Origin of the sequence: Chryseobacterium elymi, assembly GCF_003385495.1 — a bacterium.
Taxonomy (GTDB): Bacteria; Bacteroidota; Bacteroidia; order Flavobacteriales; family Weeksellaceae; genus Chryseobacterium; species Chryseobacterium elymi.
The window spans coordinates 135,593-159,894 of the sequence record NZ_QNUH01000003.1 but is presented as its reverse complement, the minus strand read 5'-3'; the positions used below and the strand labels follow the sequence as shown (position 1 = coordinate 159,894).

Sequence of the window (24,302 nt, the reverse complement as noted above, 5' to 3'; positions counted from 1 at the left end):
TAATGGAATATATTCTTGTCACTGTCATCCTCCTTATTTCAATACTGATATATTTCAGAATTGCGGATCAATATAATATCATTGATAAGCCCAACCATAGAAGTGCACATACACAGGTTACTCTAAGAGGAGGGGGAATTATCTTTCCTATTGCATTTATTGTTTTTTGCTGCTTTAATATGCATATGGTTGCTGAGCATTATTGGTCTTTCGGCCTGGGACTTCTTGCAATCTGTACGATTAGTTTTATTGATGACGTAATAACCTTATCTAATAAAATCAGGCTTTCTGTTCATTTTATTTCCGTTATGCTTCTTTTATATTTTACGGGTGCTTTTATTCTAATGCCGTTTTGGATCTGGCCGATTTTATTTGTTTTAATAATTGGAACTCTTAATGCCTACAATTTTATGGATGGAATTAATGGTATGACAGGTGTATATAGCCTTGTTACTCTTTTATCTCTGGCTTATATCAATAAAGCCATTGTTGAGTTTACAGATATGGATTTTATTATGTATCCCGTTTTAGCCTGTCTTGTTTTTCTTTTTTTCAATTTTAGAAAAAAAGCAAAATGTTTTGCAGGGGATGTTGGGAGTATGGGAATCGGCTTTTGGGTAATAGGTCTCATTACTCTCCTTATCATGAGAACAGGAGAGTATAAATACATTCTGTTACTTTCAATTTATGGAATGGAAGTAGTCCTTACAATTATAGAAAGGATATTGTTGAAAGAGAATATTTTTGAAGCCCATAGAAGACACCTATATCAGCTTTTTGCTAACGAAAAGAAAGTTTCACACTTAGTAATAAGCTCTGTGTATGCTGCCTGTCAATTATTAATTAATATATTTTTAATGTATTCACAACTTCCAATTTGGTTTATAATTTTGATTATATTTATTCCCTTAGGAGGAATCTATCTGGGACTAAAATGGAAACTTAAAAAAGAACATAATTTATAAAAATACAAAAATGAAAATTAAAGAAACATCTTTAAAAGATTGTTATATTATAGAACCGACTATCTTCGAAGATGAAAGAGGATACTTCTTTGAAAAATTCAATGAAAAGAAATTTGAGGAACTAACGGGAATGAACGGTCATTTTGTTCAGGATAACATTTCAAAATCTTCATATGGTGTGCTCAGAGGAGTCCATTTACAGAAAGGAGAACATGCCCAGGCCAAACTGGTGTCATGCCTGGAAGGAAGAGTTTTTGATGTGGCAGTTGATCTGAGAAAAGATTCGGCAACATTTGGAGAATGGTTCGGAGTTGAACTTACACCGGAGAATAAGCTTCAGCTTTATGTACCCCGTGGTTTCGGACATGGCTTTTCGGTTTTAAGTGAAACGGCTATTTTCTCATATAAATGCGATAACTTTTACAATAAAGATTCTGAGGGAAGCGTTATATGGAACGATCCTGATTTAAATATCGATTGGAAATTGCCAGTTGAAGCAATTATTCTCTCTGAAAAAGATAAATTGTTACCCAAATTCTCTGAACGGAATTTTTAAATAAAGCTTTGAAAACCAATTTCCTAAGTTGGTTTTTATTTTTTGAGCCTAACTCTTTTATTATTTTGTATCTTTGCACACTCAAAATCAAAACGATGCGCACAAAATCTGTAGGGAAGAAGAAAATCAATGTGGTTACGCTAGGATGCTCCAAGAATGTATATGATTCTGAAGTATTAATGAGCCAGCTGAAAGCAAATGGAAAAGAAGTGGTTCACGAAGACCGCGGAGATATTGTAGTGATCAATACATGCGGATTTATTGATAATGCCAAAGAAGAATCGATTAATACAATTCTTGATTATGTAGACGCAAAAAACAGAGGTGAAGTCGAAAAAGTTTTTGTTACAGGTTGTCTGTCCGAAAGATACAAGCCGGATCTTATTAAAGAAATTCCGGATGTAGATCAGTATTTCGGAACAAGAGATCTCCCTATTCTCCTAAAGCACCTTGGTGCAGATTACAAACACGAACTGGTAGGAGAGAGACTCACAACAACTCCCAAACATTATGCATACCTGAAGATTTCAGAAGGCTGTGACCGGCCATGTTCTTTCTGTGCAATTCCTTTAATGAGAGGTGGGCACATATCTACACCTATCGAAAAACTGGTTTTGGAAGCTCAAAAACTAGCAAAAAAGGGAACAAAGGAGATCATCCTTATTGCCCAGGACCTTACTTATTATGGTCTTGATCTTTATAAAAAACGAGCGCTTGGAGAACTTTTAAAAGAATTGGCGAAAGTTGAAGGTATAGAGTGGATTCGTCTTCATTATGCTTTCCCAAGCGGTTTTCCAGAAGATGTTCTTGATATTATCCGTGAAGAACCTAAAGTCTGCAATTATATTGATATTCCTCTTCAGCATATTAACTCTGATCTTTTGAAATCAATGAAACGAGGAACTACCCATGAAAAAACCAATGCATTATTAGCTAAGTTTAGAGAAAAAGTTCCGGATATGGCTGTTAGGACTACTTTGATTGTAGGATATCCAGGAGAAACTGAAGAAAGGTTCCAGGAACTGAAAGATTGGGTAAGAGAGCAAAAGTTTGACAGGCTTGGATGCTTTACCTATTCTCATGAAGAAAATACTGGAGCTTATGTATTGGAGGATGATATTCCTCAGGAAGTAAAAGAAGCCAGGGTAGAAGAGATCATGGAGCTCCAATCACAGATTTCTTGGGAGAAGAACCAGGAGAAGATCGGGAAAACATTCAGATGTATATTTGATAGAAAAGAAGGGAATTTTTTCATCGGTAGGACAGAGTTTGATTCACCCGATGTAGATAATACAGTTTTAGTCTCAGCAGATGAAACTTACATTTCTATAGGAGAATTTGCTGAAGTGAAAATTACTTCAGCAGAAGAATTTGACCTGTATGCAGAATTAATCTAACAATCTGTTTCTATTGAAATTATAATTATATAGTTTTCGTATATAATTAAAAATATTAATAAAATTTAACACTCTTAAAAAAAGTTATTAATTTGTTTATTTGTTTGATTTTCAGATGTTTGTGGTTTTGTTAAGAAAAACTCTTTTATTTTTTTATATTAAATGAATAAAATTTGAAAATTATATCTTAAATTTGCGCAATAAGCAATGTTTTAAAATCAAATGCTTCAATAAGTTGACTATCTAATAAAGCTAAAATAGGTAACTTTGACGATTGGCACAAGTTGGGATGTATGTCCCATTGCAAATATTGATGGAAAATAATGTAATTTAAAATCTTTAAAAACTTATGAAAAAATTTTTATTAACAGCGACAATGCTCGTTGGCCTTTCGGCCGTTTCCAAGGCTCAGACAACGGGGCGTGTAGGTATTAACACAACCACACCAGCCGCAACATTGGATGTAGAAGCTAATACTACTGACAATGCTAGACCTGATGCCTTATTAGTCCCTCGTATGTCAAGAGCTCAGTTAGCAGCTAAAGACGCAGCTTATGCAGCCGCTCAAAATGGAGCCCTTACCTTTGTTACCACTTTAGATGGTACTGCAGCTGGTAAGACAGTAAATGTAATTGGAACTGGCTTCTATTACTATGATGCTCCAAATTCTGTTTGGGTTGCTGTAGGTGGTGGTGGTTCAACACCTACAAACTTCCAGATTCAGAAAGGTAGACTTCACTCTGTAAATGCTCCTATTACATGGGCACCGGATGATTATTCTGTCGTTACTACTGCTATGGGATCAACTAGCCAGCTATTATTGCCTGCAGCCACGTCACTGCCATTACACTCAGTAAGATGTGTATCTGCGAATGGCCCAGGTAACGTGGGTTGGGATCCGGCAGCGGTTCCAGGTATCACTAGAGGAATGAATAATATACCATCAACGATAACTTCAGGTGGATCTTTCTGCTTTATTGTAGTGAGTAATGCTGGTGTAAATAACTGGGGTATTCTTTCAGGTAGATAATAACAATCATTAAATTTTAGACAGATGAAAAAAATCATATTAGCACTGTTTGTATCACTAGGTACATTGGCAAGTGCACAGGCTTTATCTAACGGTGCGATTGCAAACACTTTCCCTAATGAAAACATCTTCTTAGATGCTTCAACAAATAACAATGCTGCAGTAAATGACGGTAAAGGTCTATTGTTTCCTACAACAGATCTAACGGCTTTTACATTTAAAGTAGCTAGTTTAGATGGTATTAACTTCCCTTCTGCTTATGATGGCATGATAGTTTTTAATATTGGTGTTGGTAATACGCTTACAAATGATGGTGTTGTTTCTACGCCAGTAAGCCGCGGTTTCTATTATTTTGATAACCCTAATAAAAGTACTGATGTTACCGGAGGTAGATGGCTACCAATAGGAGGAGGTAATGCAAAATTTGACGTAACCACTGCTGAAACAGCTACAAATACATTAGTAGCAAGCAAGCAGGTTTACGCTATTAAAGGAACATTTACTGCAACAGGTAATTCAACAGCTGTAAATATCCCATCTCCGGCAGGGATGACTGCTTTATATGGTATCACTATCTATAGAGCAGGTACAAACACTGTTTATGACAGAAGCTTGTATTCTTATACAATTGCAACTACTGCAGGGAATGCAATTACAGGTTCGCCAAGTATGTCAGTTGTATATCCTAATGGAACATATGACTATGTAATAGAATACTTAAAATAAGATTAATACAATACTTATTTATATATATAAACCAATGAGCAATCATTGGTTTATATTTTTATAAGAATGAATAGATCAATGGAGGGAATTTTAGTATTCAAAAAGCTTATCTGGTATTTAATTTGAATATAATGAAGAAGAATGTTCAAAAGGAAGATCAATAATTAGCCTGAGTTCGGGATAAGAAATTTTTGTATTGAACAAAGTAATGGAACCTGAAGCTGGAAGTGAGAAGTTTTTGAGGTTCTAAAAAAATAACTATCCCTCAGTTTTTATTAATCTTTTTAAGACTAATTAATTCAATTTTAAGAAACTATCTGCCCAATAGTAACTTCCAGCACCCCTCTTCCAGCACTCCAATCTTAATTTTCTTATCCCGAACTCTCAGGTTAATTACAACTTTTAAATAATAGAATTGATGCTCAATCCATTCTCCTGTTAAAAAACCATTGTTAAAATAAATATAGAGTGATATACACTATGGTCTTATTGGCTTCTATTAAACAGTTCTTTTCATTTAAGATCATAAAATTTTTGTTTTTTAAACAACTAGAGATGATATATTAATTATTTTAGTGAATATTTAAATTACTGATTATCAATATATTATTTAATTTACGTTTTGATTTTTTTTGAGAAAAAGTTAATTATGTTAACTTTTGAGTGTTTTTTTTAACGTTTTTTAACAGTACTACTTAAAACCCCTAATAATAGATACTTACAGCTCTTGTTAACATATAATTTTGTTTTGGTTAACGGTTTTTAACATATGGAATAGGGACTTTACAACATTCCTTATACTTTTGCTCCGTCAAAACCAATAAAATTCAAGATGATGAAAAGATTCATTCTCGTAATCATAATGATGATTTCAACCCTAGGTGTTTATTCTTTTACAAATAGCACTTTAGATGCGAAGAAAACAAGTTATGCATCGTACTACCACGATAAGTTTAATGGTAGAAAAACAGCAAGCGGAGAGATCTTTAGTAATTCAAAGTTCACTGCTGCAAACAGAACGCTTCCGTTTGGAACTAATGTTAGAGTTACCAATCTGAACAATGGAAAACAGGTGATAGTGAAGATCAATGATAGAGGACCTTTCCATGCATCAAGAGCGTTAGATATTTCTAAAGCTGCGTTCGATGAAATCGGGGATATCCGTCGTGGTACCATTCCGGTTGAATATGAAATTGTCGACTAAATTTATGATTTAAATTTATAAAAGCCAGCTAGTACAGCTGGCTTTTGTTATTCTAAATGTTTACTTCCAATAAAGCTGGGCAATGATCAGAATGTACAGCTTCTTTCAGAATGACAGCTCGTGAGAGCTTATCTTTTAAAGTATAAGTTGCGAAATTATAATCCAGTCTCCAGCCTTTGTTTTTAGCTCTTGAGTTTTGTCTGTAGCTCCACCATGTGTAATTATCAGGTTCATTATTGAAAAAACGGAAACTGTCTATCAGCTCACATTCTTCAATAAAACTGGTCATCCATTCCCTTTCCATCGGAAGGAAGCCGGAAACATTCTTTAAACGGACCGGATCATGAATATCAATAGCCTGATGGCATATATTGAAATCGCCGGAAATAACAAGGTTAGGAATCGTTTTTCTTAACTCCTTTATATAAGACAGGAAGTCATGGCAGAACTGCATTTTGAAATCCAGCCTTTCAATATTACTGGCAGACGGAACATATACCGAAATTACAGAGTATCCGTCAAAATCTGCACGGATGATTCTGCCTTCATTATCATAGCTTTCGATACCACATCCATATTCAATATGATTAGGTTTAATTTTAGACGCAATTCCGACGCCGCTGTAGCCTTTTCTTACAGCAGAATGCCAATAGCTGTGATAACCAACTTTTTCGAGACTTTCAATGTCTATCTGATCGTTTCCTGCTTTACTTTCCTGAATACAGACAATATCCGGATCAGCAGTTTTCAGCCATCCCAAAAAATCCTTAGTAAAGGCAGCTCTGATTCCGTTAACATTATAAGTGATTAATTTCATTAGTCTTCTATAAAAAGTTTAAAATTTTCATTGTATTTCGAAGGGATAGATTTAGTGACCTCATAGTCAGCAATCTGATGAATATAAAAAGGATCTTCAGAAATGATCTGTTCAATCTCCTTTTAGATGCTGCTTTTGCAATGATGATTCCACCTGTTCCGGATTCTTTTCTTCCTGAGGTAATAAACCTCCCGGATTCATAATGCTTGTTGAGGAAAATAGTATGTTGGGAATAAGTTTTTCTACATCTTCAATAGAACTCTTATAAGTAAGCGAAATAATAAACATGATTTATTTTTTACGAAGATATGAACTATAAAAAAGAAGCGAAAATAAAAAAGCCGGTTTTGAATTTCAAAGCCGGCTTGAGTAAGTGATTTTATTTTTTAAAAACTGTTTTACCGTCTTTCGTCAGTTCTATTTCTTCGCCTTTTCCTCTCAGTTCATAATGATCATTCTTATACCATATTCCTGATGCTGGCTTTTGTCCCTGTAATTCGATTGTTTCATTATTGAAAACTACAGTAGCTATATTTTTAGTGTTATTGAAAGTCATGTCCAACGTTTTTCCGCTGCTGTCCTTTGAAGTACTTTTTACAATTTCATCCTGAGTACCGGAAACAGCTGCTGAATCAGACGGCTTGGAAGCAACACTGTCTACAGGAGCAGGAGTGGAATCTGTTGTTTTCTTTTCTTTATTACATGAAGTTAAAAATAATGCTGCGAATGCTGCTGCAATAAAAATGTGTTTTTTCATAAATATATATTTAAGGTTGTCTTCTGATATGCAAAATGAGTGCCTTTAAACCCAAAATTAAATAAACTACTTGGGTTCTAAAATACTGATAGGAATAATACACTCTTCCAGTGAAATCCCTCCATGTTGGTAAGTCTCTTTATAGTAATTTACAAAGTGATTGTAATTCTTTGGATAGGCCAGGAAAATATTGTTTTTTGCAAAAATATATTTTGAGCTTAAATTACCTTTCGGCAGAAACAGTTTTTCAGGGTTGGTAACGGCCCATACATCACTGTCATCATAGGTTAAACTCTTTCCGGTTTTATAACGGATATTGGTTGATGTCTCACGGTCTCCAACTACTTTACTAGGTTTTTTAACGTATACCGTTCCGTGGTCTGTAGTGATCACAAGTTTATACCCGCTTTCTGCAGCCGCTTTAATAATCTTCAGCAATGATGAATTCTCAAACCAGTTAAGCGTAAGAGATCTGAATGTTTTATCGTCGCGGATCAGCTGGTCTACAATATGATTATCTGTTTTAGCGTGAGAAAGAATATCAATAAAGTTGTAAACAATTACCAGAAGGTCATTATTTTTATGCTGGTTGAAATCATCGTAAATCTTTCGCTCAAAATCCGCATTCAAAACTTTAAGATACTTCATAGATTTAGACCCTAAACCAATTCTTTTCATTTGATCTTCAAGGAAATCACGCTCAAACTCATTCTTATTTCCTTCTTCATTGTCATTGAACCATTTATCAGGAAAACGCTTCTCAATTTCAGAAGGCATCAGTCCGGCAAAGAAAGAGTTTCTAGCGTACTGAGTAGCCGTAGGAAGAATACTGTAATAATAATCTTCTGATATTTTATTGTAATATTTTGTGAATAATGGCTCAATAACCCTCCATTGATCAAAACGGAGATTATCCACCATAAGAAGAAGAACCTTTTCTTTCTCTACCTCAGGCTTTACTTTTTCTTTAAAAAGTGTATGGCTCATTAAGGGTTTATCAGGATCTGTAAGCCAGCTTTCGTAATTTTTTTCAATGAATTTGGCAAACTGGATATTGGCTTCCTCTTTCTGTGATTGCAGAAGATCAGAAAATTCATTATCCGCTACCTTATCAAATTTAATCTCCCAGCTCAGGATCTTCTTATAATATTCTGCCCATTCCTGATAAGTTCTGATATAAGAAAGTTCCATAGACAGGTTTCTGAACTCCTGTTGGTACTGGAGAATTGTTTTCTGCTCTACAAGATTATCCTCCTGAAGGTTCTTTTTTAACGATAATAAAATCTGATTAGGGTTTACCGGCTTTAGAATGTAATCAGCAATCTGAGATCCGATGGCTTCTTCCATAATATGTTCCTCCTCACTTTTTGTTACCATCACAATCTTTAAAGAATTATCTTTTTCCTTAATCATGGGAATGGCTTCCAATCCCGAAATACCGGGCATATTTTCATCAATAAGCGTTAATGCGAATTTCTCCGAATCCATTAGTTCCAGAGCTTCATTCACATTATTAACAGGGGTTACCTGGTAACCTTTTTTTTCTAAAAATACGATATGGGGCTTGAGTAAATCTATTTCATCATCTATCCATAATATCTTTTCCGACATATATTTATTTTTTACATGGTTATTGCATCAAAATGTTGACCAATTCCTTTTAAATTCTCACAAATTAGAGATAACAAAAGTTAAATATTAGTTAAATGAAAATTATGCTCATCATTACTGATATTCAATTCGTTTAAAAACCGGTCTTTATATAATTTAAAGCTCTTTCCAGAACTTCATCTTTTCCCTTCTTAACGCCTTTCACGGTGGGTTTTATGACAATGTCAGGGATAATTCCTATCCTCTGTGTTTCTCTTCCGTCAGGGTAATACGCTCCAAGTCCTGTAAAGCAGGTATCCAGATCCGCAATTTTAAATCTGATGATATCACCGTTAGCCCCTGAAGTATTACTCCCGATCAGTTTAGCTTTTGGGTGCTGCTTAAACATCATAGCGGTGGTTTCTGCCTGACTTTGTGTATTTTCATCTACTAAGACGATCACATTCCCTTTATAGTAATCCCGATTCTTTCTGCCGATACTGTTTTTTGCGATATAAAATTTACTCAAATAATCGGTCTCCGGGAAATTAAATTGATAATAAATTGATTTTTCAGGAAGAATCATCCTGCTTAAAGGAAAAATGGTTTGTTTAGGATAATTTCTTAAATCGAAAATAATAGACGCTGTAGATTTTAGATCCTTGTACATATCGTCCAGATCACTTTTTTCAATACTACCCATATTTACATACCCTGTCTTTTTGTCAGCATCAAGAAATTTCCACTTTTGCTGAACGATTGACTTTTCCCTGATAATATCCTGGAGAAGGTAAGTTTTAGCCGTTACGGCCAGGTTCTGTCCGTCCCGTTCAATTTTTAGAGTAAGAGAATCATTAGCGCTGAAAAGAAACAGGTTTTTCACCTTGGTAATCTTCCCCCAGGAATTCGAAGCCGGAATATATTTTCCAAAGCTGTTGACCATCTGAGGAATTGTCTTGCCATTGACGTCGTAAATTACATCACCAATTTTCAGAGGCATCTCTTCATCCAATTTATTTTTAATGATCTTGGTCACGACCAGTTTTCCTTCCGCATAAATATATTCTGCCGGAACCTTTCTCTTTCCGTATAGATTGGCATTGATTAAAGGCGAATATAAAAAAGCATGGGAGTCATCAATTTTTGCGACCAGTTCAGCAAGCGTGAGATGGTAACTTTCATCATTGCCGATTTTAAAGAATTTAGGGATCATCTCCGTTAAAACATTATTCCAGTTCTGATCTGTCAGATATTTGTATGGGAAAAAATATTCTACCAGATTCCAATACCTGAAGAGCTCCAAAAGACCTATTTTTTTGGATGTGAATTTTGAACCGTATGAATGTTCATTCCTAAAGTAAACTTTTTTCCCGCTTTTTCCGAAATAATAACTGCTGCCTATATTTCTGTTACTTTGAATGTAAAGAAGTTGCCCGGTTACGTTTTTATCGAATATCTGTTTATTCTCAATCCAGCTCAGATCAAAATTTCTCAGAAAATAAATTTTTTTATCTTCCTTCAGGCAGTCTTTACATTCATCAACTTTTCCAAGGCTGCTGATCCAATTGGAATAGAATTCGTTCAACTGATCTTTATCACAGATAGTATCAAGCTCATCAATTTTCTCAAAAAGCTGCTTGTCCCAATCAAGATCCCCTTTTGCAACATGAGGATGATAATATTTTAGAAATCCCCAGACCTTACAGAGTGATTCCAGCTTTTGGGTTTCCGATAAAGACTGTGCAGAGAAATGTAAGCTGTAAAAAAATAAGATGAAAAGAGAAATTTTTCCCATTAAATGTGAAGCGTTATTTATGATCAAAGATATATGTTTAAAACAAAATATGGTAAAAACATAGGTGGAAATTAGTGGAATTGTCGTTGAAAAATCAAAACAAAAATCTCACAAAACCCCCAATAATTATTTCACGGACAAAGCGTATAGTCTGTTTTGGTGGGTTTGAATCCTTTAATAGCAATTTAATCATGCTTAAAATTTAAAATCCCTAACTTTGTTTACTAATACCAAAGTTTCAATGCAGAATAAGCTAAAGATCATCAACGATCCCGTTCATGGTTTCATCAGAATCCCACACGAAATTTTATTTGACGTTATAGAACATCCTTATTTCCAGAGATTGCGCAGGATCGGGCAGACCGGGCTTCTGAATCTGATCTTTCCGGGAGCTACCCATACAAGATTTCATCACGCTTTGGGAGCGATGCATCTGATGTTTACGGCATTGGAAACCTTACGTCAGAAAGGAGTTAAAATCACAGAGGAAGAAGAGAAAGGAGCAATGCTTGCCATTCTGATGCATGATATCGGACATGGGCCATTCTCTCATGCCTTAGAAAATATGCTTATGGATGACTGGCACCACGAGAAACTTTCGCTACTGTTAATGAATAAGCTGAATGAGGAGTTTGAAGGACAGCTTTCTGTAGCTATCGAAATGTTTCAGGGAAAATACCATAGAAAATTTTTTAATCAGCTTATTTCCTCACAGCTTGATGTTGACAGGCTTGATTACCTGAACAGAGACAGCTTTTTCACAGGCGTTTCTGAAGGAAACATCAATACCCAAAGAATCATTTCCATGATGAATGTCTGCAGCGAGGGCGAATTAGTTATTGATGCCAAAGGAGTCTATTCTATTGAAAACTTTCTGACAGCCAGAATGTTCATGTATTGGCAGGTATACTATCATAAAACATCCGCATTGGCAGAGTTTCTTTTAGTTAAGATACTGGAAAGAGCAAAATATCTGATTTCCGAAGGGATGGATCTGCCTGCGGGGGAAAACCTGAAATATTTTCTGAATCGTGGAAAAAGTTCAGCCACTGATGAAGATATTTATAGATTTACGCAACTTGATGACAATGATATAATTCATGCGATGAAATCCTGGCAGGATTCGGAAGACTTTATTCTTTCCTATTGGTGCAGATGTGTGATCCAGAGAAACCTTCCGAAAACGGTTATTTCAACACGTCCTTTCAAACGGAAATTTATTGAGGAAAAAATAAATAAAACCAATGAATTTTTCGGAATCAATAATGGAAAAGAGCTTGTACACGAGATTAAAAGAAAATTACTGCCTTATGATACCAAAAAGCAGCCGATTTATTTACTCCAGAAAAATGGTAAAAAGATCAGGTTGGAAGAATCACAGGACCAGTTATTGTCTGGGCTTATGGTACACAAGACCGCCCGGTATATTCTTACCTTTCCAAGAGATATTTCCCACATAATATCTTAAATAATCTTAAAATTCACGTTCCTAAAATCAAAAAATGTTTGCGAATTACAGAATTTCTTATCTTTGCAGAATATGGAATTTACAGCTTCGCAAATTGCAAGTTTTATTGACGGACAAATAATAGGCGACGAAAGTACGGTTATTACAGGGGTTTCACCAATTGAGAATGGTGAATCAGGACATCTTTCTTTTATAGCACAGGATCGATTTTCACATTTTTTAAATACCTCAAAATGCTCCGTTATTATTGTTTCGGAAAAACTTATAGATAAAGTTAATTATAATCCTACCTTAATTGTTGTAAAGGATGCCTACCTTTCTTTTCAGGTTTTAATGAATCTGTACCAGGAAATGCAGGGAAGAAAAGAAGGAATCGAAACAGGTTCTTCTATTCATGAGACTGCAATGATCGGAGAAAGGGCTTATATCGGAGCATTTACCTATGTTTCCGAGAAAGCTAAGATTGGAGAAGGTTCGCAGATCTATCCGCAGGTCTATATCGGTAAAGGAGTTAAGATTGGTAAAAATTGTAAAATCGACAGTGGCGCCAGAATCTATGACTACTGCATTATCGGGGATAACTGTGTGATCCATTCCAATACAGTTGTAGGTGGTGATGGATTCGGGTTTCAGCCTACTGCAGAAGGATTCAAAAAAATTCCTCAGTTAGGCAATGTGATTATCGAAGACGATGTAGAGATCGGTTCAAACTGTAGTATCGATAGAGCAACCATTGGTTCCACTATTATAGGAAAAGGTACGAAGATCGACAACCTGATCCAGATTGCACATAATGTGAAGATCGGGCAGAATAATGTGATTGCGGCACAGGCCGGAATTGCTGGGTCTACGACAATTGGAGACTGGAACCAGATCGGTGGACAGGTAGGAGTCGTTGGCCATATCAAAATTGGGAATCAGGTGAAAATTCAGGCACAGAGTGGCGTGAATTCCAGTGTTAATGATAAAGAAACATTGTATGGATCCCCGGCGATAAGCTACAATGACTATCTTAGAAATTATGTCCATTTCAGAAATTTCACTGAAATTGTAAAGAGAATAAATAATCTTGAGGATATCTCAAAAGATAAAACTAATGAGTGATATGCAAAAAACACTCCAGGAAGAAGTAACACTTTCTGGAATTGGCCTTCATACCGGTAAAGAAGTAAAACTTACCATTAAACCCGCAAAAGAAAATACAGGTTTTGTGTTCGTAAGAACAGATCTGGAGGGACATCCCCAGGTAGAAGCTGATGTTAATTATGTAGTAGCAACAGAAAGAGGAACAACATTAGAGAAATTAGGCGTAAAAATTACTACTTGCGAGCACCTTTTAGCTGCATTGGTAGGATGTGATATTGATAATGCCATTCTTGAAATGGATGCTTCCGAGCCGCCAATTTTAGATGGATCTTCCAAATTCTTTGTAGAAGCTATTGAAAGTGTAGGAATTGCAGAACAGGGGATTGCCAGAGAATACCTGGTCATCAAAGAAGTACTGAGCTATGCAGACCCTGCATCAGGATCAGAAATTACCATTATTCCTTCGGATACCTATGAAGTGACTACCATGGTAGATTTTGGAACCAAAGTTTTGGGAACTCAAAATGCTACCCTTAAAAATATTTCAGAATTTAAGGACGAGATCTCTTCTGCAAGAACATTCAGCTTTTTGCATGAATTGGAAATGCTTCTAGATCACGGTTTGATCAGAGGCGGAGATATCTCAAACGCTATTGTATATGTGGATAAGGATCTTACACCTGACACCACAGAAAAATTGAAAAAAGCATTCGGAAAAGATAACGTTTCTATCAGACCGAATGGTATTCTTGATAATCTTACGTTAAACTATCCTAACGAAGCTGCAAGACACAAATTACTCGATGTAATTGGTGACCTGGCATTGGCAGGAGTAAAAATAAAAGGTAAAGTAATTGCGAACAAACCGGGACACTATGTGAACACCCAGTTTGCTAAAAAACTGAACCGACAGTGGAAATTGCAAAAGAAAAAAAATGTTCCGGATTTTGATTTAACCAAAGAGCCGGTTTTTGATATCAACGGGATCATGCGTCTTATGCCGCACAGACCACCGTTCTTATTGATCGATAAAATTCTTGAACTTTCAGATTCCCACGTGGTAGGCCTGAAAAATGTTACCATGAATGAGCCTTTCTTTGTAGGGCATTTCCCCAAAGAGCCTGTAATGCCAGGCGTATTACAAGTGGAAGCTTTGGCACAGACAGGAGGTATCCTTGTATTGGCCAGCGTTCCGGATCCTGAAAATTACTCCACTTATTTTATTAAAATAGATAAAGTAAAATTCAAGAGAAAAGTAGTTCCCGGAGATACTATGATTTTCAAAATTGAACTGATAGAACCTATCAGAAGAGGAATTGTACATATGCAGGGTTATGGATATGTGGGAGATACAGTGGCTGTAGAAGCAGAGTTAATGGCTCAAGTTGCAAAAAATAAAGTTGATTAAATGATTCATCAATTAGCCGCCGTAGATAAACGGGCGAAAATCAGCAAAAATGTTATTGTAGAACCGTTTACTACAATTGCAGGGGACGTGGAGATCGGAGAAGGAACTTGGATTGGTCCTAATGTTACCATCATGGATGGAGCAAGAATAGGTAAAAACTGCAGAATTTTTCCCGGAACGGTAATTTCTGCAATCCCTCAGGATTTAAAGTTTGATGGTGAAGATACCCAGGTAATTATCGGTGATGAAACAACAATCAGAGAATGTGTTACCGTAAACAGAGGGACAAAAGCTCTTGGATTTACTAAAATCGGTAAAAACTGCCTTATCATGGCAACTTCCCATATTGCACACGATTGTGTTATCGGAGATCACGTTATTATTGTAAACGGTTGCGGTATTGCAGGACACGTAGAAATTGGTGACTATACTGTAATGGGAGGTCTTAGTGCAGTGCATCAATTCGGGAAAATCGGGAAACATGTCATGATTTCCGGAGGAACTTTGGTAAGAAAAGATATTCCACCTTATGTAAAGGTTGCGAGAGAACCAATGTCTTACGCAGGAATCAATTCAGTTGGCTTGAGAAGAAGAGGATTTACTAATGAGAAAATTTTCGAGATTCAAAAGATCTACAGAACAATTTTTCAAATGAAGATGAACGTTTCTCAGGCTGTAACTTACATTGAAAAAGAAATGCTTCCAACAGCTGAAAGAGATGAGATCCTTCAGTTTATCCAAAATTCACCAAGAGGTATTGTAAAAGGATACGGAACAACCAAGGAAAGTAATTAAACTTTACCTGAAATAAAAAACTAAAATAAAAAGATAACATAAATTAATGGCAACAAGCAACGATATCAGAAAGGGACTTTGTATTGAGTACAGTAACGATATTTTTAAAGTAATAGAATTTCTTCACGTAAAACCGGGGAAAGGACCCGCTTTCGTAAGAACAAAATTAAAGTCAGTAACTAACGGGAAAGTGATTGATAATACTTTCTCTGCAGGACATAAAATTGACGAAGTAAAAGTAATCACAAGAAAGTTCCAGTATCTTTATGATGATGAGAACGGATTCCACTTTATGAATAATGATGATTTCTCTCAATTATACTTAAATAAAGAAATGATTGAAAATTCACAGTTCATGAAAGCAGGAGAAGAAGTAACGATCATTCTGAAAGAAGCTGACGAAACGCCACTTTCTGCCGAACTTCCTCAATCTGTTTATCTGGAAGTAGTTGAAGCTGATCCGGGAGTAAAAGGAAATACAGCAACCAACGCTCTTAAGAACGCAATCGTTGAAACCGGAGCTAGAGTAATGGTTCCTTTATTCATCGAGCCGGGAGACAAAATTAAAGTAAGTACAGAAGACGGCAGCTACTTAGAAAGAGTAAAATAATAATTAAATTTACATAAATTCGGTTTGCACCAGCAGTCCGAATTTTGTTTTTATAAGAAAACCAATTGTTATGAGATTCCACTCTCCACAAAAGCTCAAAACTATTGCCGATTTAATAGGCTCAGAATTTGTTGGTCCCGAAGACTTTGAAATCCTGGGTACCAATGAAATCCACATGGTTAAACCTGGTGACATCGTTTTTGTCAACCATCCGAAATATTACGATAAAGCATTAAATTCTGCAGCTACGATTATTCTGATCGACAAAAAGGTAGAATGTCCGGAAGGAAAAGCACTTCTGGTTTCTGATGATCCTTTCAGAGACTTCAATAAAATCAATACTCATTTTACAAGAATATATAATTTCACCGAAGAACTTCATGACGTAGAAATCGGAGAGGGAACAAAAATCCATCGTACGGCTGTTATCGGAAATAATGTTGTAATCGGAAAAAATACTTTAATTTTTCCAAACGTTGTTATTGGAGACAGAACGGTAATTGGTGATAATGTTGTCATTCAGTCAAACACGGTTTTAGGAGGTGATGCATTTTATTATAGAAAGCTGAATGGAAATTTTGACCGCCTTATTTCGGTTGGAAATGTAGTCATCGAAAACAATGTAGAAATTGGAAATGGTTGTACGATCGACAGAGGCGTTACAGATTCTACCGTAATAGGGGAGGGGTCTGTTTTAGATAATCAGATACAGATTGGGCACGACACCGTTATAGGAAAAAAATGTCTTATTGCATCACAAGTGGGAATTGCAGGCTGCTGTGTCATAGGAGATGAAGTAACGCTTTGGGGGCAGGTAGGTATCGCTTCCGGGAATAAAATTGAAGACGGATCTGTTATTCTTGGTAAAACAGGAGTCAACAGAGACCTTAAAAAAGGGACCTATATCGGAATGTTTGCAGAAGATTTCAAAGGCTATTTGAAAAAAGAAGTAAAGCTGAGAAATCTCAAATAAACTATTCACTTGGTTTTGTCTAAAATCAAAGAAAAATAAGTAAATTTGTGAGCATTAATAAAATATTTAAATAAATTAAAACATCAATAAAATGTCAATTTTAGTAAACAAAGATTCTAAAGTAATTGTACAAGGATTTACAGGGAACGAAGGTACTTTCCACGCGGGCCAGATGATTGAATACGGAACCAACGTAGTAGGAGGAGTTACTCCCGGAAAAGGAGGATCTGAGCACTTAGGAAAGCCTGTATTCAATACAGTAGCTGATGCCGTTCAAAAAGCTGGAGCCAACGTGAGTATCATTTTCGTACCACCTGCATTCGCTGCTGATGCGATCATGGAGGCTGCTGAAGCAGGTATCAAAGTTATCGTATGTATTACTGAAGGTATTCCTGTAGCGGATATGGTGAAAGTAAAATCTTACATCGCTGACAGAGACTGCAGATTAATCGGTCCAAACTGTCCGGGAATCATTACTTCTGAAGAAGCTAAAATTGGTATTATGCCAGGATTCGTTTTCAAGAAAGGTAAAGTAGGTATCGTTTCAAAATCTGGTACACTTACTTACGAAGCTGCTGATCAGGTTGTAAAAGCTGGTTACGGTGTTTCTACAGCAATCGGTATTGGTGGTGACCCAATCATTGGAACTACTACAAGAGAAGCTTTGGAACTATTCATTAACGACCCTGAAACTGAAGCGGTAGTAATGATCGGTGAGATTGGTGGTGGATTAGAAGCTGAAGCTGCAAGATGGTATAAAGCCAGTGGATCTACTAAGCCGGTTGTAGGATTTATCGCTGGACAGACTGCTCCTAAAGGAAGAACTATGGGACACGCTGGTGCTATTGTAGGTGGTGATGAAGATACAGCTCAGGCAAAAATGCAGATCATGAGAGAAAACGGAATCAACGTTGTAGATTCTCCTGCAGATATTGGTGTTACAGTTGCTAAAGTTCTAGGATAAGACATACAAAAACAAAACATATGAAAAAACTTTTATTAACCTCAGCATTGGCCCTTTCAACTCTGTCGTTTGCCCAAATTGATTTTGCAAATACAAGATTTGGTGTCACGGCAGGAGGTAATTACTCCAGAGTAAGAAATGCCCATAACCCGTCTGGCCCAAGATTCGCTTTCCAGGGTGGAGCTTTAGCTCTTATCCCGTTGGGGAAAGCTAACCAGTTCTTTATACAGCCTGAGGTTGTGTATTACGGAGCAGGAGAAACCGGAAAAGATAAAGAGGCTAAAGGAAAAGATGGTTATGATGCAGTATATGCTAACAATTATCTGAGTGTACCTATCTATTTTAAAGGATATTTTTCTGAAGCAGAATCAGAATTTTTCGGAATGATAGGACCAAGATTTAACTTTTTGATGAATCAGAATGTTAAAAACGCTCCTGTAGGCAGACCATATTATGATCCGGATGTTACCGATCCTTTATATCCGTCAGTAAGTGGAAAAGCTTCAAGCTTTAACTTTGCTTTAGGATTAGGAGTCGGTTATAGCTATAAAAGACAGCTGGAATTAGCTCTTAAATATGACCTTGGTCTTTCAGATACTTATCCTGATCTTGCAAAAGAAAAAGGAGGTACTGATAAGAAGAAGTCTGAGCAGGTAATCAGCCTTAGCTTAAGCTATATCTTCAAATAGAATAACTCGTTATTCAAATATAAAAAATCCCGGAAATTAAAATTTCCGGGATTTTTTTGCTTTTATATATTATTGACCTAGGAAGCTGTAGCGTTAAGAAAATTAATACTTGATCCGTTAAAAAAATTCCACTGTCTGAATGCGGACGAAATATTAATTTGAGACAGCAATAACAAATCCGCCCGAGTTTGCGGATTTTAGGAGCAAATTTTAATTTTTAGTGAAAGATTCCAGTCTTGAATTTTTGGTTCATTTTGTGTCAAAACAAAAGAACAATCAGACGAAATAATTAAATAAATATTTCCCTATCCTCTGATCCATTTCCAGATCTCCTTTAAAGTCGCTTTATTCCCATACATCAGAATCCCTACACGGTAGATCTTTCCGGCCAGAAATATCATAAGAATAGTGGTTCCCAGTAATAATACAATAGATAATGCAATCTGCCATGCAGGAACGCCGAAAGGTATTCTCGCAATCATCGCAACCGGTGAGGTAAACGGAATAATAGACAGCCAGAAGCCTAAGGGACCATCAGGATTGTTCATCAGTGAAAAACTCCCATACATTCCTAAAGTGAGGGGTAAAATAGCAAATAAGGTGAATTGCTGGGTTTCTGTTTCATTATCTACTGCAGAACCAATGGCTGCGTAAATTGAACTGTAGAAAATATATCCTAGAAGAAAAAATACAATAAATACAAAGATAATCAGTGGGAAATTTAGTTCTAAAAGGCTGTGGGAAACCTGAGTTGCAATCTGGGTAATATCCAGCTTGCTTGCCAGCTCTTCATTGCCCCCGGGAATGTTCTTTTGGAAAGAAGAAAATCCGGTATTCAAAACCAATGCACCTATAACAGACATAGAGATCCAAATCAGAAACTGCGTCAAAGCGACCAGAGTTACCCCTAATATTTTACCCATCATCAGCTCAAAAGGCTTAACAGATGAAATAATGATTTCTACCACACGGTTGTTTTTCTCCTCAAGCACGCTTCTCATCACTCTTACCCCATAAATGATGATGAACATAAAAGTTACATACATCAAAAGGATGCTTAAACCGCTTTTTACTCCAAAAGCAAGATCAGAATCTTCCTTATTATTATCAGATACATTAATGGTTTTTAAAGTAAAACCCTTGTCAAGGTTATTCAACTGGGCTTCCTCAATACCGAGCTGCTTAATTTTTTCCTTTTTGATCACGTCCGTAATATCAGAAACAATCTTCTGCTTCGTATCAAAGCCCATTTTGGCATTCACGATAAGTCTTGTGCTGTTTTCAAGCCCGGTATAGTCATGATCTTTCAGCTCAGGAAGGATCAGAATACCATCCAGAGATTCATTGTCTTTCAGGTTATTAATCTTTGCTTTCTCATCCGCTACAGAAACAAATATGTAATTCAGTTTATCATTAGATTTCAGTTGACCTTTGAAAAGTCCACTTTTATCCACAACCTCAATAATGCTGTGAGATTCATTGGCTTTAAACATTAACCCGATCACAGCTCCAAACCCAATCAATAAAAGAGGGGCTAGCAATGTTAATATAATGAAGGATTTTTTCTTAACCTGCGTAAGAAATTCTCTTTTTGTAATTAAAAAAATGTTGTTCATAAAAATTAAGAATGGTTACTTACGGCGTTAATAAACACTTCATTCATGCTCGGAATTCTCTCATCGAATGATCTCACTTTTCCTACGTTTACAAGGTCCAGAAGAATGTCATTCTGTCCGCTTTCATTTTTCAGATCAAAAGAAACCAGATTATTTTCATGAGAGAAATTAAAAATATCATAGCTGTTTTTGAAATTCTCAAATTTGGTTTCATCCACTTCAGAAAGAGTAACTCCGAAAATATTCTTCTTAAATTTTTCCCTCACATCAAAAACTCTTCCGTCGATAATCTTTTTGGAGTTATTGATCAGCGCGACATAATCACACATTTCCTCGACACTTTCCATTCTGTGTGTAGAAAGGATGATCGTAGTTCCGTTATTTTTAAGATCAATGATCTGGTCTTTAATTAAATTGGCATTTACCGGATCAAAACCTGAAAAAGGCTCATCAAGAATCAGAAGATGCGGACGGTGAAGAACCGTAACCACAAACTGGATCTTCTGTGCCATCCCTTTTGAAAGTTCCGAAAGTTTCTTTTTCCACCATTGGTCGATGTTCAGTTTTTCAAACCATTTCTTGGCTTCGTTTAGGGCATCACTTTTGTTCATTCCTTTCAGTTCCCCGAAATAAAGAATCTGATCGCCTACGCTCATGTTCTTATACAGTCCTCTTTCTTCAGGCATATAACCGATGTCTCTGATGTGGCTGGGATTAAGCTTGCTTCCATTAATGAATACATCTCCGGAATCCGCTTGTGTAATTTGATTGATGATACGGATGAAGGAAGTTTTTCCCGCTCCGTTCGGGCCTAGAAGACCATAAATACTACCCTGTGGTACATGGATGCTGAAATCATCCAATGCTACTTTCTTCCCGGTACTATAGGTCTTTCTGATATGTTCAGCTTTAAGCATTAAATTGTTTTTAACAATGAGTATAAAAAGTCCTTAAAGTTACGGAAATATTAAGGCAGAACTGATGTAAAAGAACAAATCCTGATGATTATCAGGATTTAATTTTATTGTTTTACAATTTGAGTAACCTTTTGGGTATTATTGCTTAAAATATAGCGGATCAGATATTTTCCGGGTTTCAGTTTTTCAATATTGATTTCTCCAGAATTCATGTTAACAGAGTAATTGGCTACCTGCGTTCCTAAAATTGAATAAAAGGTAACACTCTTGATCTTTAATGCAGAATCTTTTGCTTTGATCAAAAGAAAATCTTTTGCAGGATTTGGGTAAGCTACCAAAACACCGTCATCAGACTTCTGTGTGATGAAACCCGGCTCTCTCAGCTGTGCCTGCATATTGTTGGAAAAACCAACGAAAGCGCCCGTAAATAGAAATAAAAGTAAAAGTTTTTTCATCAAATTATAATTTCTCGAATGTATTAAAACAAAAATAAACAATTCTACAATTCTATACAATAGTTTTTTATATAAGTTGTAGTAAATTTGTAGAAACTTATTCAAAAAGTATTCCAAAATGATACATTCAAGAAATAGAAGACTTAGAGTTAATGAATCTATCAGAAGTTTAGTAAGAGAAAATATCCTTACAACTGATGATTTTGTAATGCCGATCTTCGTAATGGAGGGCGAAAACCAAGAGGAAGCGATACCGTCGATGCCGGGGATTTTCAGGAGGAGTATAGATTTAACGGTAAAAGAATGTAAAGAGTTATTTTCTTTGGGTGTAAAATCTGTCAATCTGTACATGAAAGTGTCAGAACATTTGAAAGACAATACAGGAAAAGAAGCCTGGAACAAAGACGGGCTGATGCAGCAGACGATCAAAGCCATCAAAGATGCAGTTCCGGAAATGATTGTGATGCCTGATGTCGCTTTAGATCCTTATTCGATCTACGGTCATGACGGAATTATTGAAAACGGAAAGATCGTGAATGATGCTACCAATGATGCACTGGCAAGAATGTCCGTATCTCATGCTGAAGCCGGAGCTGACATTGTGGCACCAAGTGATATGATGGACGGAAGAGTGTTGGCCATCCGTGAAGCTCTGGAAGAAAGCGGATTCACAGATGTAGGTATTCTGAGTTATTCTGCAAAATATGCAAGCTCTTTCTACGGACCTTTCAGAAGTGCTCTGGACAGCGCTCCGAAAGATAATATGGAAATTCCGAAAGATAAAAAGACCTACCAGATGGATTTCCACAATTCCCGTGAAGCGTTGAACGAAGTATTTAAAGATATTGAAGAAGGAGCGGATATTATTATGATAAAACCAGGACTTCCTTATCTTGATATCGTCGCTAAAGTTCGGGAAGCTATTGATCTTCCGATAGCGGTTTATAATGTGAGTGGAGAATATGCCATGGTAAAAGCAGCTGCACAGAACGGCTGGCTGGATAATGATAAAACGATCATTGAAAGTCTTACCTGCTTCAAGAGAGCGGGAGCAGATATGATCTTTACGTATTTTGCGAAAGAAGCAGCAATGATTTTAAATAAATAGAAAGTTGTTATAAAATAAAAACACCTCAGTCTAGTCTAGACTGAGGTGTTTTATTTTTTTTATCCGAAACAAGCTGTGTAATAAGGGCTTGATGGCGTTATTGGGTTTTCTCCGCCGTTGTCATTGACACAGACATTGGTTGGGCAAAGGTACCATCCTGCAGGACAATTACCGTTTGCATCAGGAAATCTGATATTTCCGCCATTGATGTTCTTGAGTTCTTTTTTCGTTAACTTTTTCATGACAAATATTTTATAGGTTAGTGAAACTAAAATAGTAAAAATTTGTCACATAATATTGAAATCTTTTCCTTTAGTGAATTTTGCAGCAAAAGGAGCCTGATTTCCAGAGTATTTTAAAACAAAATGTTTCTTGGTATCCGTATCTATTTTAGCATCCACTTCTACATTCTGAGTCTGGAAACTCACATCTAGTCCAACTCCCGATTCTTTTTCAAGAAAAATCTCTACACTTTCAGCATAAAAGAGGGAAGTGCTCAGATAATTGAACTTAATATTCTTTCTGTAGGTCTTAGATTTACTTTGCGTAAACAAAGAATAATTTTTCAGAATTTCAATTCCCGGAGAATCAATGTTGGTTACCCTGGATTTGGTTACGCCGTTTACCCTTACTGAAAAGCTTTTAGCATTTTTAATGTTTCCGTTAACCCCAATATTAAATAAAGAAGGAAGAGAAAGGCCATATTCAACCATGCTCTCTTTTGTGAATTCAAAATCCGGGATCAGTGCAGTATGCTTAGGCGTATTGATCAGTTGCTCTTTAACCTTATTAAGGGGATCTCCCGAAAAGAGATATCCTATAAGATTATTTCCGGTTGTTCTCCAGTTTCTCCCATTCCATTCGAAAATCTCGCAAAGCAGCGTATCTGCAGATGAATGGGGAAGAAGGTCCATATCCTGCCATTTGAAAATTTCCTTGGCATAAGGCCTTCTGTCAACAATATTAATACCCAGATCCAGCGCAAGAAGATCTGTCAGGTCTTGATTACTTTCCATATTATTTAATTCTTGATTTGGTTGTATAAAATTATGGAAATAAAATAATTCTTACAACCAGCCTTTTCTTCCATAAACATAAGTATCATCAAACTGCTTATCACTTATGAACAGATATAAAATCCCTTCAATAAAAGGAATGATAGAAGCTGCCCCTAAAGTGACAATATTAAGGACAAGCTGGATCACGCCTTCTTTTGTATAGCCAAGATAGAATTTATTCAAAGCCAGCCAGCCTACAAGAATTCCTAATATCGCCGCCGGAATTTTCTTTTCCGAACGGTAAGGAACATTATTCTGCTGATTTTGGGTGTCTTCTGTTTTTGTATAACCGTAATTTTCCATTGTTAATTTCTTTGT

General features: G+C 36.2%; 26 protein-coding genes. 15 read left to right on the top strand and 11 right to left on the bottom strand.

Annotated features, from left to right (window positions below; translation table 11 throughout):
- Nucleotides 1–2: 2 nt before the first annotated feature.
- From DRF60_RS04605 to DRF60_RS04580, 6 genes are all read left to right on the top strand, one after another.
- Nucleotides 3–965 carry an MraY family glycosyltransferase gene (locus DRF60_RS04605; RefSeq protein ID WP_116010940.1) on the top strand — a complete coding sequence of 321 codons (963 nt, stop codon included), beginning with the start codon at nt 3–5 and terminating at the stop codon, nt 963–965.
- Nucleotides 966–975: 10 nt separating this feature from the next.
- Entirely contained in the window at nt 976–1,521 is a 546-nt protein-coding gene (rfbC, locus tag DRF60_RS04600) for a dTDP-4-dehydrorhamnose 3,5-epimerase (protein ID WP_116010939.1), read from the top strand.
- 95 nt (nt 1,522–1,616) lie between these two features.
- A complete protein-coding gene (gene rimO, locus DRF60_RS04595; RefSeq protein ID WP_116010938.1) occupies nt 1,617–2,918 on the top strand; it encodes a 30S ribosomal protein S12 methylthiotransferase RimO in 1,302 nt (433 codons plus the stop codon).
- Nucleotides 2,919–3,294: 376 nt separating this feature from the next.
- A complete protein-coding gene (locus DRF60_RS04590; protein ID WP_123902631.1) occupies nt 3,295–3,948 on the top strand; it encodes a hypothetical protein in 654 nt (217 codons plus the stop codon).
- Nucleotides 3,949–3,972: 24 nt separating this feature from the next.
- Entirely contained in the window at nt 3,973–4,674 is a 702-nt protein-coding gene (locus DRF60_RS04585) for a hypothetical protein (protein WP_116010936.1), read from the top strand.
- Between the two features lie 832 nt (nt 4,675–5,506).
- Nucleotides 5,507–5,878, top strand: coding sequence for a septal ring lytic transglycosylase RlpA family protein (locus tag DRF60_RS04580; RefSeq protein WP_116010935.1), 372 nt, complete (start codon nt 5,507–5,509; stop codon nt 5,876–5,878).
- A gap of 52 nt (nt 5,879–5,930) precedes the next feature.
- On the opposite strand, the gene DRF60_RS04575 is transcribed toward DRF60_RS04580, so the two are convergent.
- The 5 genes from DRF60_RS04575 to DRF60_RS21440 all read right to left on the bottom strand — a co-directional run bounded on the left by DRF60_RS04575 (nt 5,931) and on the right by DRF60_RS21440 (nt 10,837).
- Nucleotides 5,931–6,695: an exodeoxyribonuclease III gene (locus DRF60_RS04575; RefSeq protein WP_116010934.1), complete on the bottom strand. Its 765-nt coding sequence runs from the start codon at nt 6,693–6,695 to the stop codon at nt 5,931–5,933.
- 111 nt (nt 6,696–6,806) lie between these two features.
- Nucleotides 6,807–6,983, bottom strand: a complete 177-nt coding sequence (locus DRF60_RS21520; protein ID WP_238640018.1) for a hypothetical protein — start codon at nt 6,981–6,983, stop codon at nt 6,807–6,809.
- Nucleotides 6,984–7,074: 91 nt separating this feature from the next.
- The gene (locus DRF60_RS04565; protein ID WP_116010933.1) at nt 7,075–7,452 is read right to left on the bottom strand and encodes an MliC family protein; all 378 of its coding nucleotides are present in this window, start codon (nt 7,450–7,452) and stop codon (nt 7,075–7,077) included.
- A gap of 66 nt (nt 7,453–7,518) precedes the next feature.
- Nucleotides 7,519–9,063 carry a T9SS response regulator signal transducer PorX gene (gene porX, locus DRF60_RS04560; RefSeq protein ID WP_111956614.1) on the bottom strand — a complete coding sequence of 515 codons (1,545 nt, stop codon included), beginning with the start codon at nt 9,061–9,063 and terminating at the stop codon, nt 7,519–7,521.
- 133 nt (nt 9,064–9,196) lie between these two features.
- On the bottom strand, nt 9,197–10,837 hold the full coding sequence (locus tag DRF60_RS21440) for a S41 family peptidase (protein WP_116010932.1): 1,641 nt from the start codon (nt 10,835–10,837) through the stop codon (nt 9,197–9,199).
- A gap of 241 nt (nt 10,838–11,078) precedes the next feature.
- On the opposite strand from DRF60_RS21440, the gene DRF60_RS04550 reads away from it, so the two are divergent.
- From DRF60_RS04550 to DRF60_RS04515, 8 genes are all read left to right on the top strand, one after another.
- Nucleotides 11,079–12,305: an HD domain-containing protein gene (locus DRF60_RS04550; protein ID WP_116010931.1), complete on the top strand. Its 1,227-nt coding sequence runs from the start codon at nt 11,079–11,081 to the stop codon at nt 12,303–12,305.
- A gap of 72 nt (nt 12,306–12,377) precedes the next feature.
- A complete protein-coding gene (lpxD, locus tag DRF60_RS04545; protein ID WP_116010930.1) occupies nt 12,378–13,409 on the top strand; it encodes a UDP-3-O-(3-hydroxymyristoyl)glucosamine N-acyltransferase in 1,032 nt (343 codons plus the stop codon).
- Entirely contained in the window at nt 13,402–14,799 is a 1,398-nt protein-coding gene (locus DRF60_RS04540) for a bifunctional UDP-3-O-[3-hydroxymyristoyl] N-acetylglucosamine deacetylase/3-hydroxyacyl-ACP dehydratase (protein ID WP_116010929.1), read from the top strand. Before lpxD ends, DRF60_RS04540 begins: the two co-directional genes overlap by 8 nt.
- Nucleotides 14,800–15,594: an acyl-ACP--UDP-N-acetylglucosamine O-acyltransferase gene (gene lpxA, locus DRF60_RS04535; protein WP_111956625.1), complete on the top strand. Its 795-nt coding sequence runs from the start codon at nt 14,800–14,802 to the stop codon at nt 15,592–15,594.
- Between the two features lie 46 nt (nt 15,595–15,640).
- Nucleotides 15,641–16,204: an elongation factor P gene (efp, locus tag DRF60_RS04530; RefSeq protein WP_040997887.1), complete on the top strand. Its 564-nt coding sequence runs from the start codon at nt 15,641–15,643 to the stop codon at nt 16,202–16,204.
- Nucleotides 16,205–16,274: 70 nt separating this feature from the next.
- Nucleotides 16,275–17,177 (top strand): UDP-3-O-(3-hydroxymyristoyl)glucosamine N-acyltransferase, encoded by a 903-nt coding sequence (locus tag DRF60_RS04525; protein WP_116010928.1) that lies wholly within the window; start codon nt 16,275–16,277, stop codon nt 17,175–17,177.
- Nucleotides 17,178–17,268: 91 nt separating this feature from the next.
- Nucleotides 17,269–18,141, top strand: coding sequence for a succinate--CoA ligase subunit alpha (gene sucD / locus DRF60_RS04520; RefSeq protein ID WP_111956630.1), 873 nt, complete (start codon nt 17,269–17,271; stop codon nt 18,139–18,141).
- Between the two features lie 20 nt (nt 18,142–18,161).
- Entirely contained in the window at nt 18,162–18,830 is a 669-nt protein-coding gene (locus DRF60_RS04515; RefSeq protein WP_116010927.1) for a porin family protein, read from the top strand.
- Between the two features lie 305 nt (nt 18,831–19,135).
- Here the strand turns inward: DRF60_RS04515 and DRF60_RS04510 are convergent, their stop codons facing one another.
- From DRF60_RS04510 to DRF60_RS04500, 3 genes are all read right to left on the bottom strand, one after another.
- Nucleotides 19,136–20,446 carry an ABC transporter permease gene (locus DRF60_RS04510; RefSeq protein ID WP_116010926.1) on the bottom strand — a complete coding sequence of 437 codons (1,311 nt, stop codon included), beginning with the start codon at nt 20,444–20,446 and terminating at the stop codon, nt 19,136–19,138.
- 5 nt (nt 20,447–20,451) lie between these two features.
- On the bottom strand, nt 20,452–21,363 hold the full coding sequence (locus DRF60_RS04505; RefSeq protein ID WP_116010925.1) for an ABC transporter ATP-binding protein: 912 nt from the start codon (nt 21,361–21,363) through the stop codon (nt 20,452–20,454).
- A 104-nt stretch (nt 21,364–21,467) separates the two neighbouring features.
- Nucleotides 21,468–21,818, bottom strand: a complete 351-nt coding sequence (locus DRF60_RS04500; protein WP_116010924.1) for a T9SS type A sorting domain-containing protein — start codon at nt 21,816–21,818, stop codon at nt 21,468–21,470.
- A gap of 118 nt (nt 21,819–21,936) precedes the next feature.
- Between DRF60_RS04500 and hemB the strand changes: the two genes are divergently transcribed.
- Nucleotides 21,937–22,926 carry a porphobilinogen synthase gene (hemB, locus tag DRF60_RS04495; RefSeq protein WP_116010923.1) on the top strand — a complete coding sequence of 330 codons (990 nt, stop codon included), beginning with the start codon at nt 21,937–21,939 and terminating at the stop codon, nt 22,924–22,926.
- 59 nt (nt 22,927–22,985) lie between these two features.
- On the opposite strand, the gene DRF60_RS04490 is transcribed toward hemB, so the two are convergent.
- From DRF60_RS04490 to DRF60_RS04480, 3 genes are read right to left on the bottom strand one after another with little or no spacing between them, the layout of a single operon-like run.
- Nucleotides 22,986–23,168 carry a bacteriocin gene (locus DRF60_RS04490; RefSeq protein WP_116010922.1) on the bottom strand — a complete coding sequence of 61 codons (183 nt, stop codon included), beginning with the start codon at nt 23,166–23,168 and terminating at the stop codon, nt 22,986–22,988.
- 45 nt (nt 23,169–23,213) lie between these two features.
- Nucleotides 23,214–23,942, bottom strand: coding sequence for a hypothetical protein (locus DRF60_RS04485; RefSeq protein WP_116010921.1), 729 nt, complete (start codon nt 23,940–23,942; stop codon nt 23,214–23,216).
- A gap of 51 nt (nt 23,943–23,993) precedes the next feature.
- Nucleotides 23,994–24,287 carry a TM2 domain-containing protein gene (locus DRF60_RS04480; protein ID WP_116010920.1) on the bottom strand — a complete coding sequence of 98 codons (294 nt, stop codon included), beginning with the start codon at nt 24,285–24,287 and terminating at the stop codon, nt 23,994–23,996.
- Between the last annotated feature and the right edge of the window lie 15 nt (nt 24,288–24,302).

Coding starts and splice junctions, on each gene's coding strand:
- sucD (WP_111956630.1), top strand. CDS start 17,269: ATGTCAATTTTAGTAAACAAAGATTCTAAAGTAATTGTACAAGGATTT.
- DRF60_RS04490 (WP_116010922.1), bottom strand. CDS start 23,168: ATGAAAAAGTTAACGAAAAAAGAACTCAAGAACATCAATGGCGGAAAT.
- DRF60_RS04500 (WP_116010924.1), bottom strand. CDS start 21,818: ATGAAAAAACTTTTACTTTTATTTCTATTTACGGGCGCTTTCGTTGGT.
- DRF60_RS04485 (WP_116010921.1), bottom strand. CDS start 23,942: ATGGAAAGTAATCAAGACCTGACAGATCTTCTTGCGCTGGATCTGGGT.
- DRF60_RS04575 (WP_116010934.1), bottom strand. CDS start 6,695: ATGAAATTAATCACTTATAATGTTAACGGAATCAGAGCTGCCTTTACT.
- DRF60_RS04565 (WP_116010933.1), bottom strand. CDS start 7,452: ATGAAAAAACACATTTTTATTGCAGCAGCATTCGCAGCATTATTTTTA.
- DRF60_RS04505 (WP_116010925.1), bottom strand. CDS start 21,363: ATGCTTAAAGCTGAACATATCAGAAAGACCTATAGTACCGGGAAGAAA.
- rimO (WP_116010938.1), top strand. CDS start 1,617: ATGCGCACAAAATCTGTAGGGAAGAAGAAAATCAATGTGGTTACGCTA.
- DRF60_RS04525 (WP_116010928.1), top strand. CDS start 16,275: ATGAGATTCCACTCTCCACAAAAGCTCAAAACTATTGCCGATTTAATA.
- DRF60_RS04605 (WP_116010940.1), top strand. CDS start 3: ATGGAATATATTCTTGTCACTGTCATCCTCCTTATTTCAATACTGATA.
- DRF60_RS04580 (WP_116010935.1), top strand. CDS start 5,507: ATGATGAAAAGATTCATTCTCGTAATCATAATGATGATTTCAACCCTA.
- DRF60_RS04510 (WP_116010926.1), bottom strand. CDS start 20,446: ATGAACAACATTTTTTTAATTACAAAAAGAGAATTTCTTACGCAGGTT.
- DRF60_RS04550 (WP_116010931.1), top strand. CDS start 11,079: ATGCAGAATAAGCTAAAGATCATCAACGATCCCGTTCATGGTTTCATC.
- DRF60_RS21520 (WP_238640018.1), bottom strand. CDS start 6,983: ATGTTTATTATTTCGCTTACTTATAAGAGTTCTATTGAAGATGTAGAA.
- efp (WP_040997887.1), top strand. CDS start 15,641: ATGGCAACAAGCAACGATATCAGAAAGGGACTTTGTATTGAGTACAGT.
- lpxD (WP_116010930.1), top strand. CDS start 12,378: ATGGAATTTACAGCTTCGCAAATTGCAAGTTTTATTGACGGACAAATA.
- DRF60_RS04480 (WP_116010920.1), bottom strand. CDS start 24,287: ATGGAAAATTACGGTTATACAAAAACAGAAGACACCCAAAATCAGCAG.
- porX (WP_111956614.1), bottom strand. CDS start 9,063: ATGTCGGAAAAGATATTATGGATAGATGATGAAATAGATTTACTCAAG.
- hemB (WP_116010923.1), top strand. CDS start 21,937: ATGATACATTCAAGAAATAGAAGACTTAGAGTTAATGAATCTATCAGA.
- DRF60_RS04585 (WP_116010936.1), top strand. CDS start 3,973: ATGAAAAAAATCATATTAGCACTGTTTGTATCACTAGGTACATTGGCA.
- rfbC (WP_116010939.1), top strand. CDS start 976: ATGAAAATTAAAGAAACATCTTTAAAAGATTGTTATATTATAGAACCG.
- DRF60_RS04515 (WP_116010927.1), top strand. CDS start 18,162: ATGAAAAAACTTTTATTAACCTCAGCATTGGCCCTTTCAACTCTGTCG.
- lpxA (WP_111956625.1), top strand. CDS start 14,800: ATGATTCATCAATTAGCCGCCGTAGATAAACGGGCGAAAATCAGCAAA.
- DRF60_RS04540 (WP_116010929.1), top strand. CDS start 13,402: ATGAGTGATATGCAAAAAACACTCCAGGAAGAAGTAACACTTTCTGGA.
- DRF60_RS04590 (WP_123902631.1), top strand. CDS start 3,295: ATGCTCGTTGGCCTTTCGGCCGTTTCCAAGGCTCAGACAACGGGGCGT.
- DRF60_RS21440 (WP_116010932.1), bottom strand. CDS start 10,837: ATGGGAAAAATTTCTCTTTTCATCTTATTTTTTTACAGCTTACATTTC.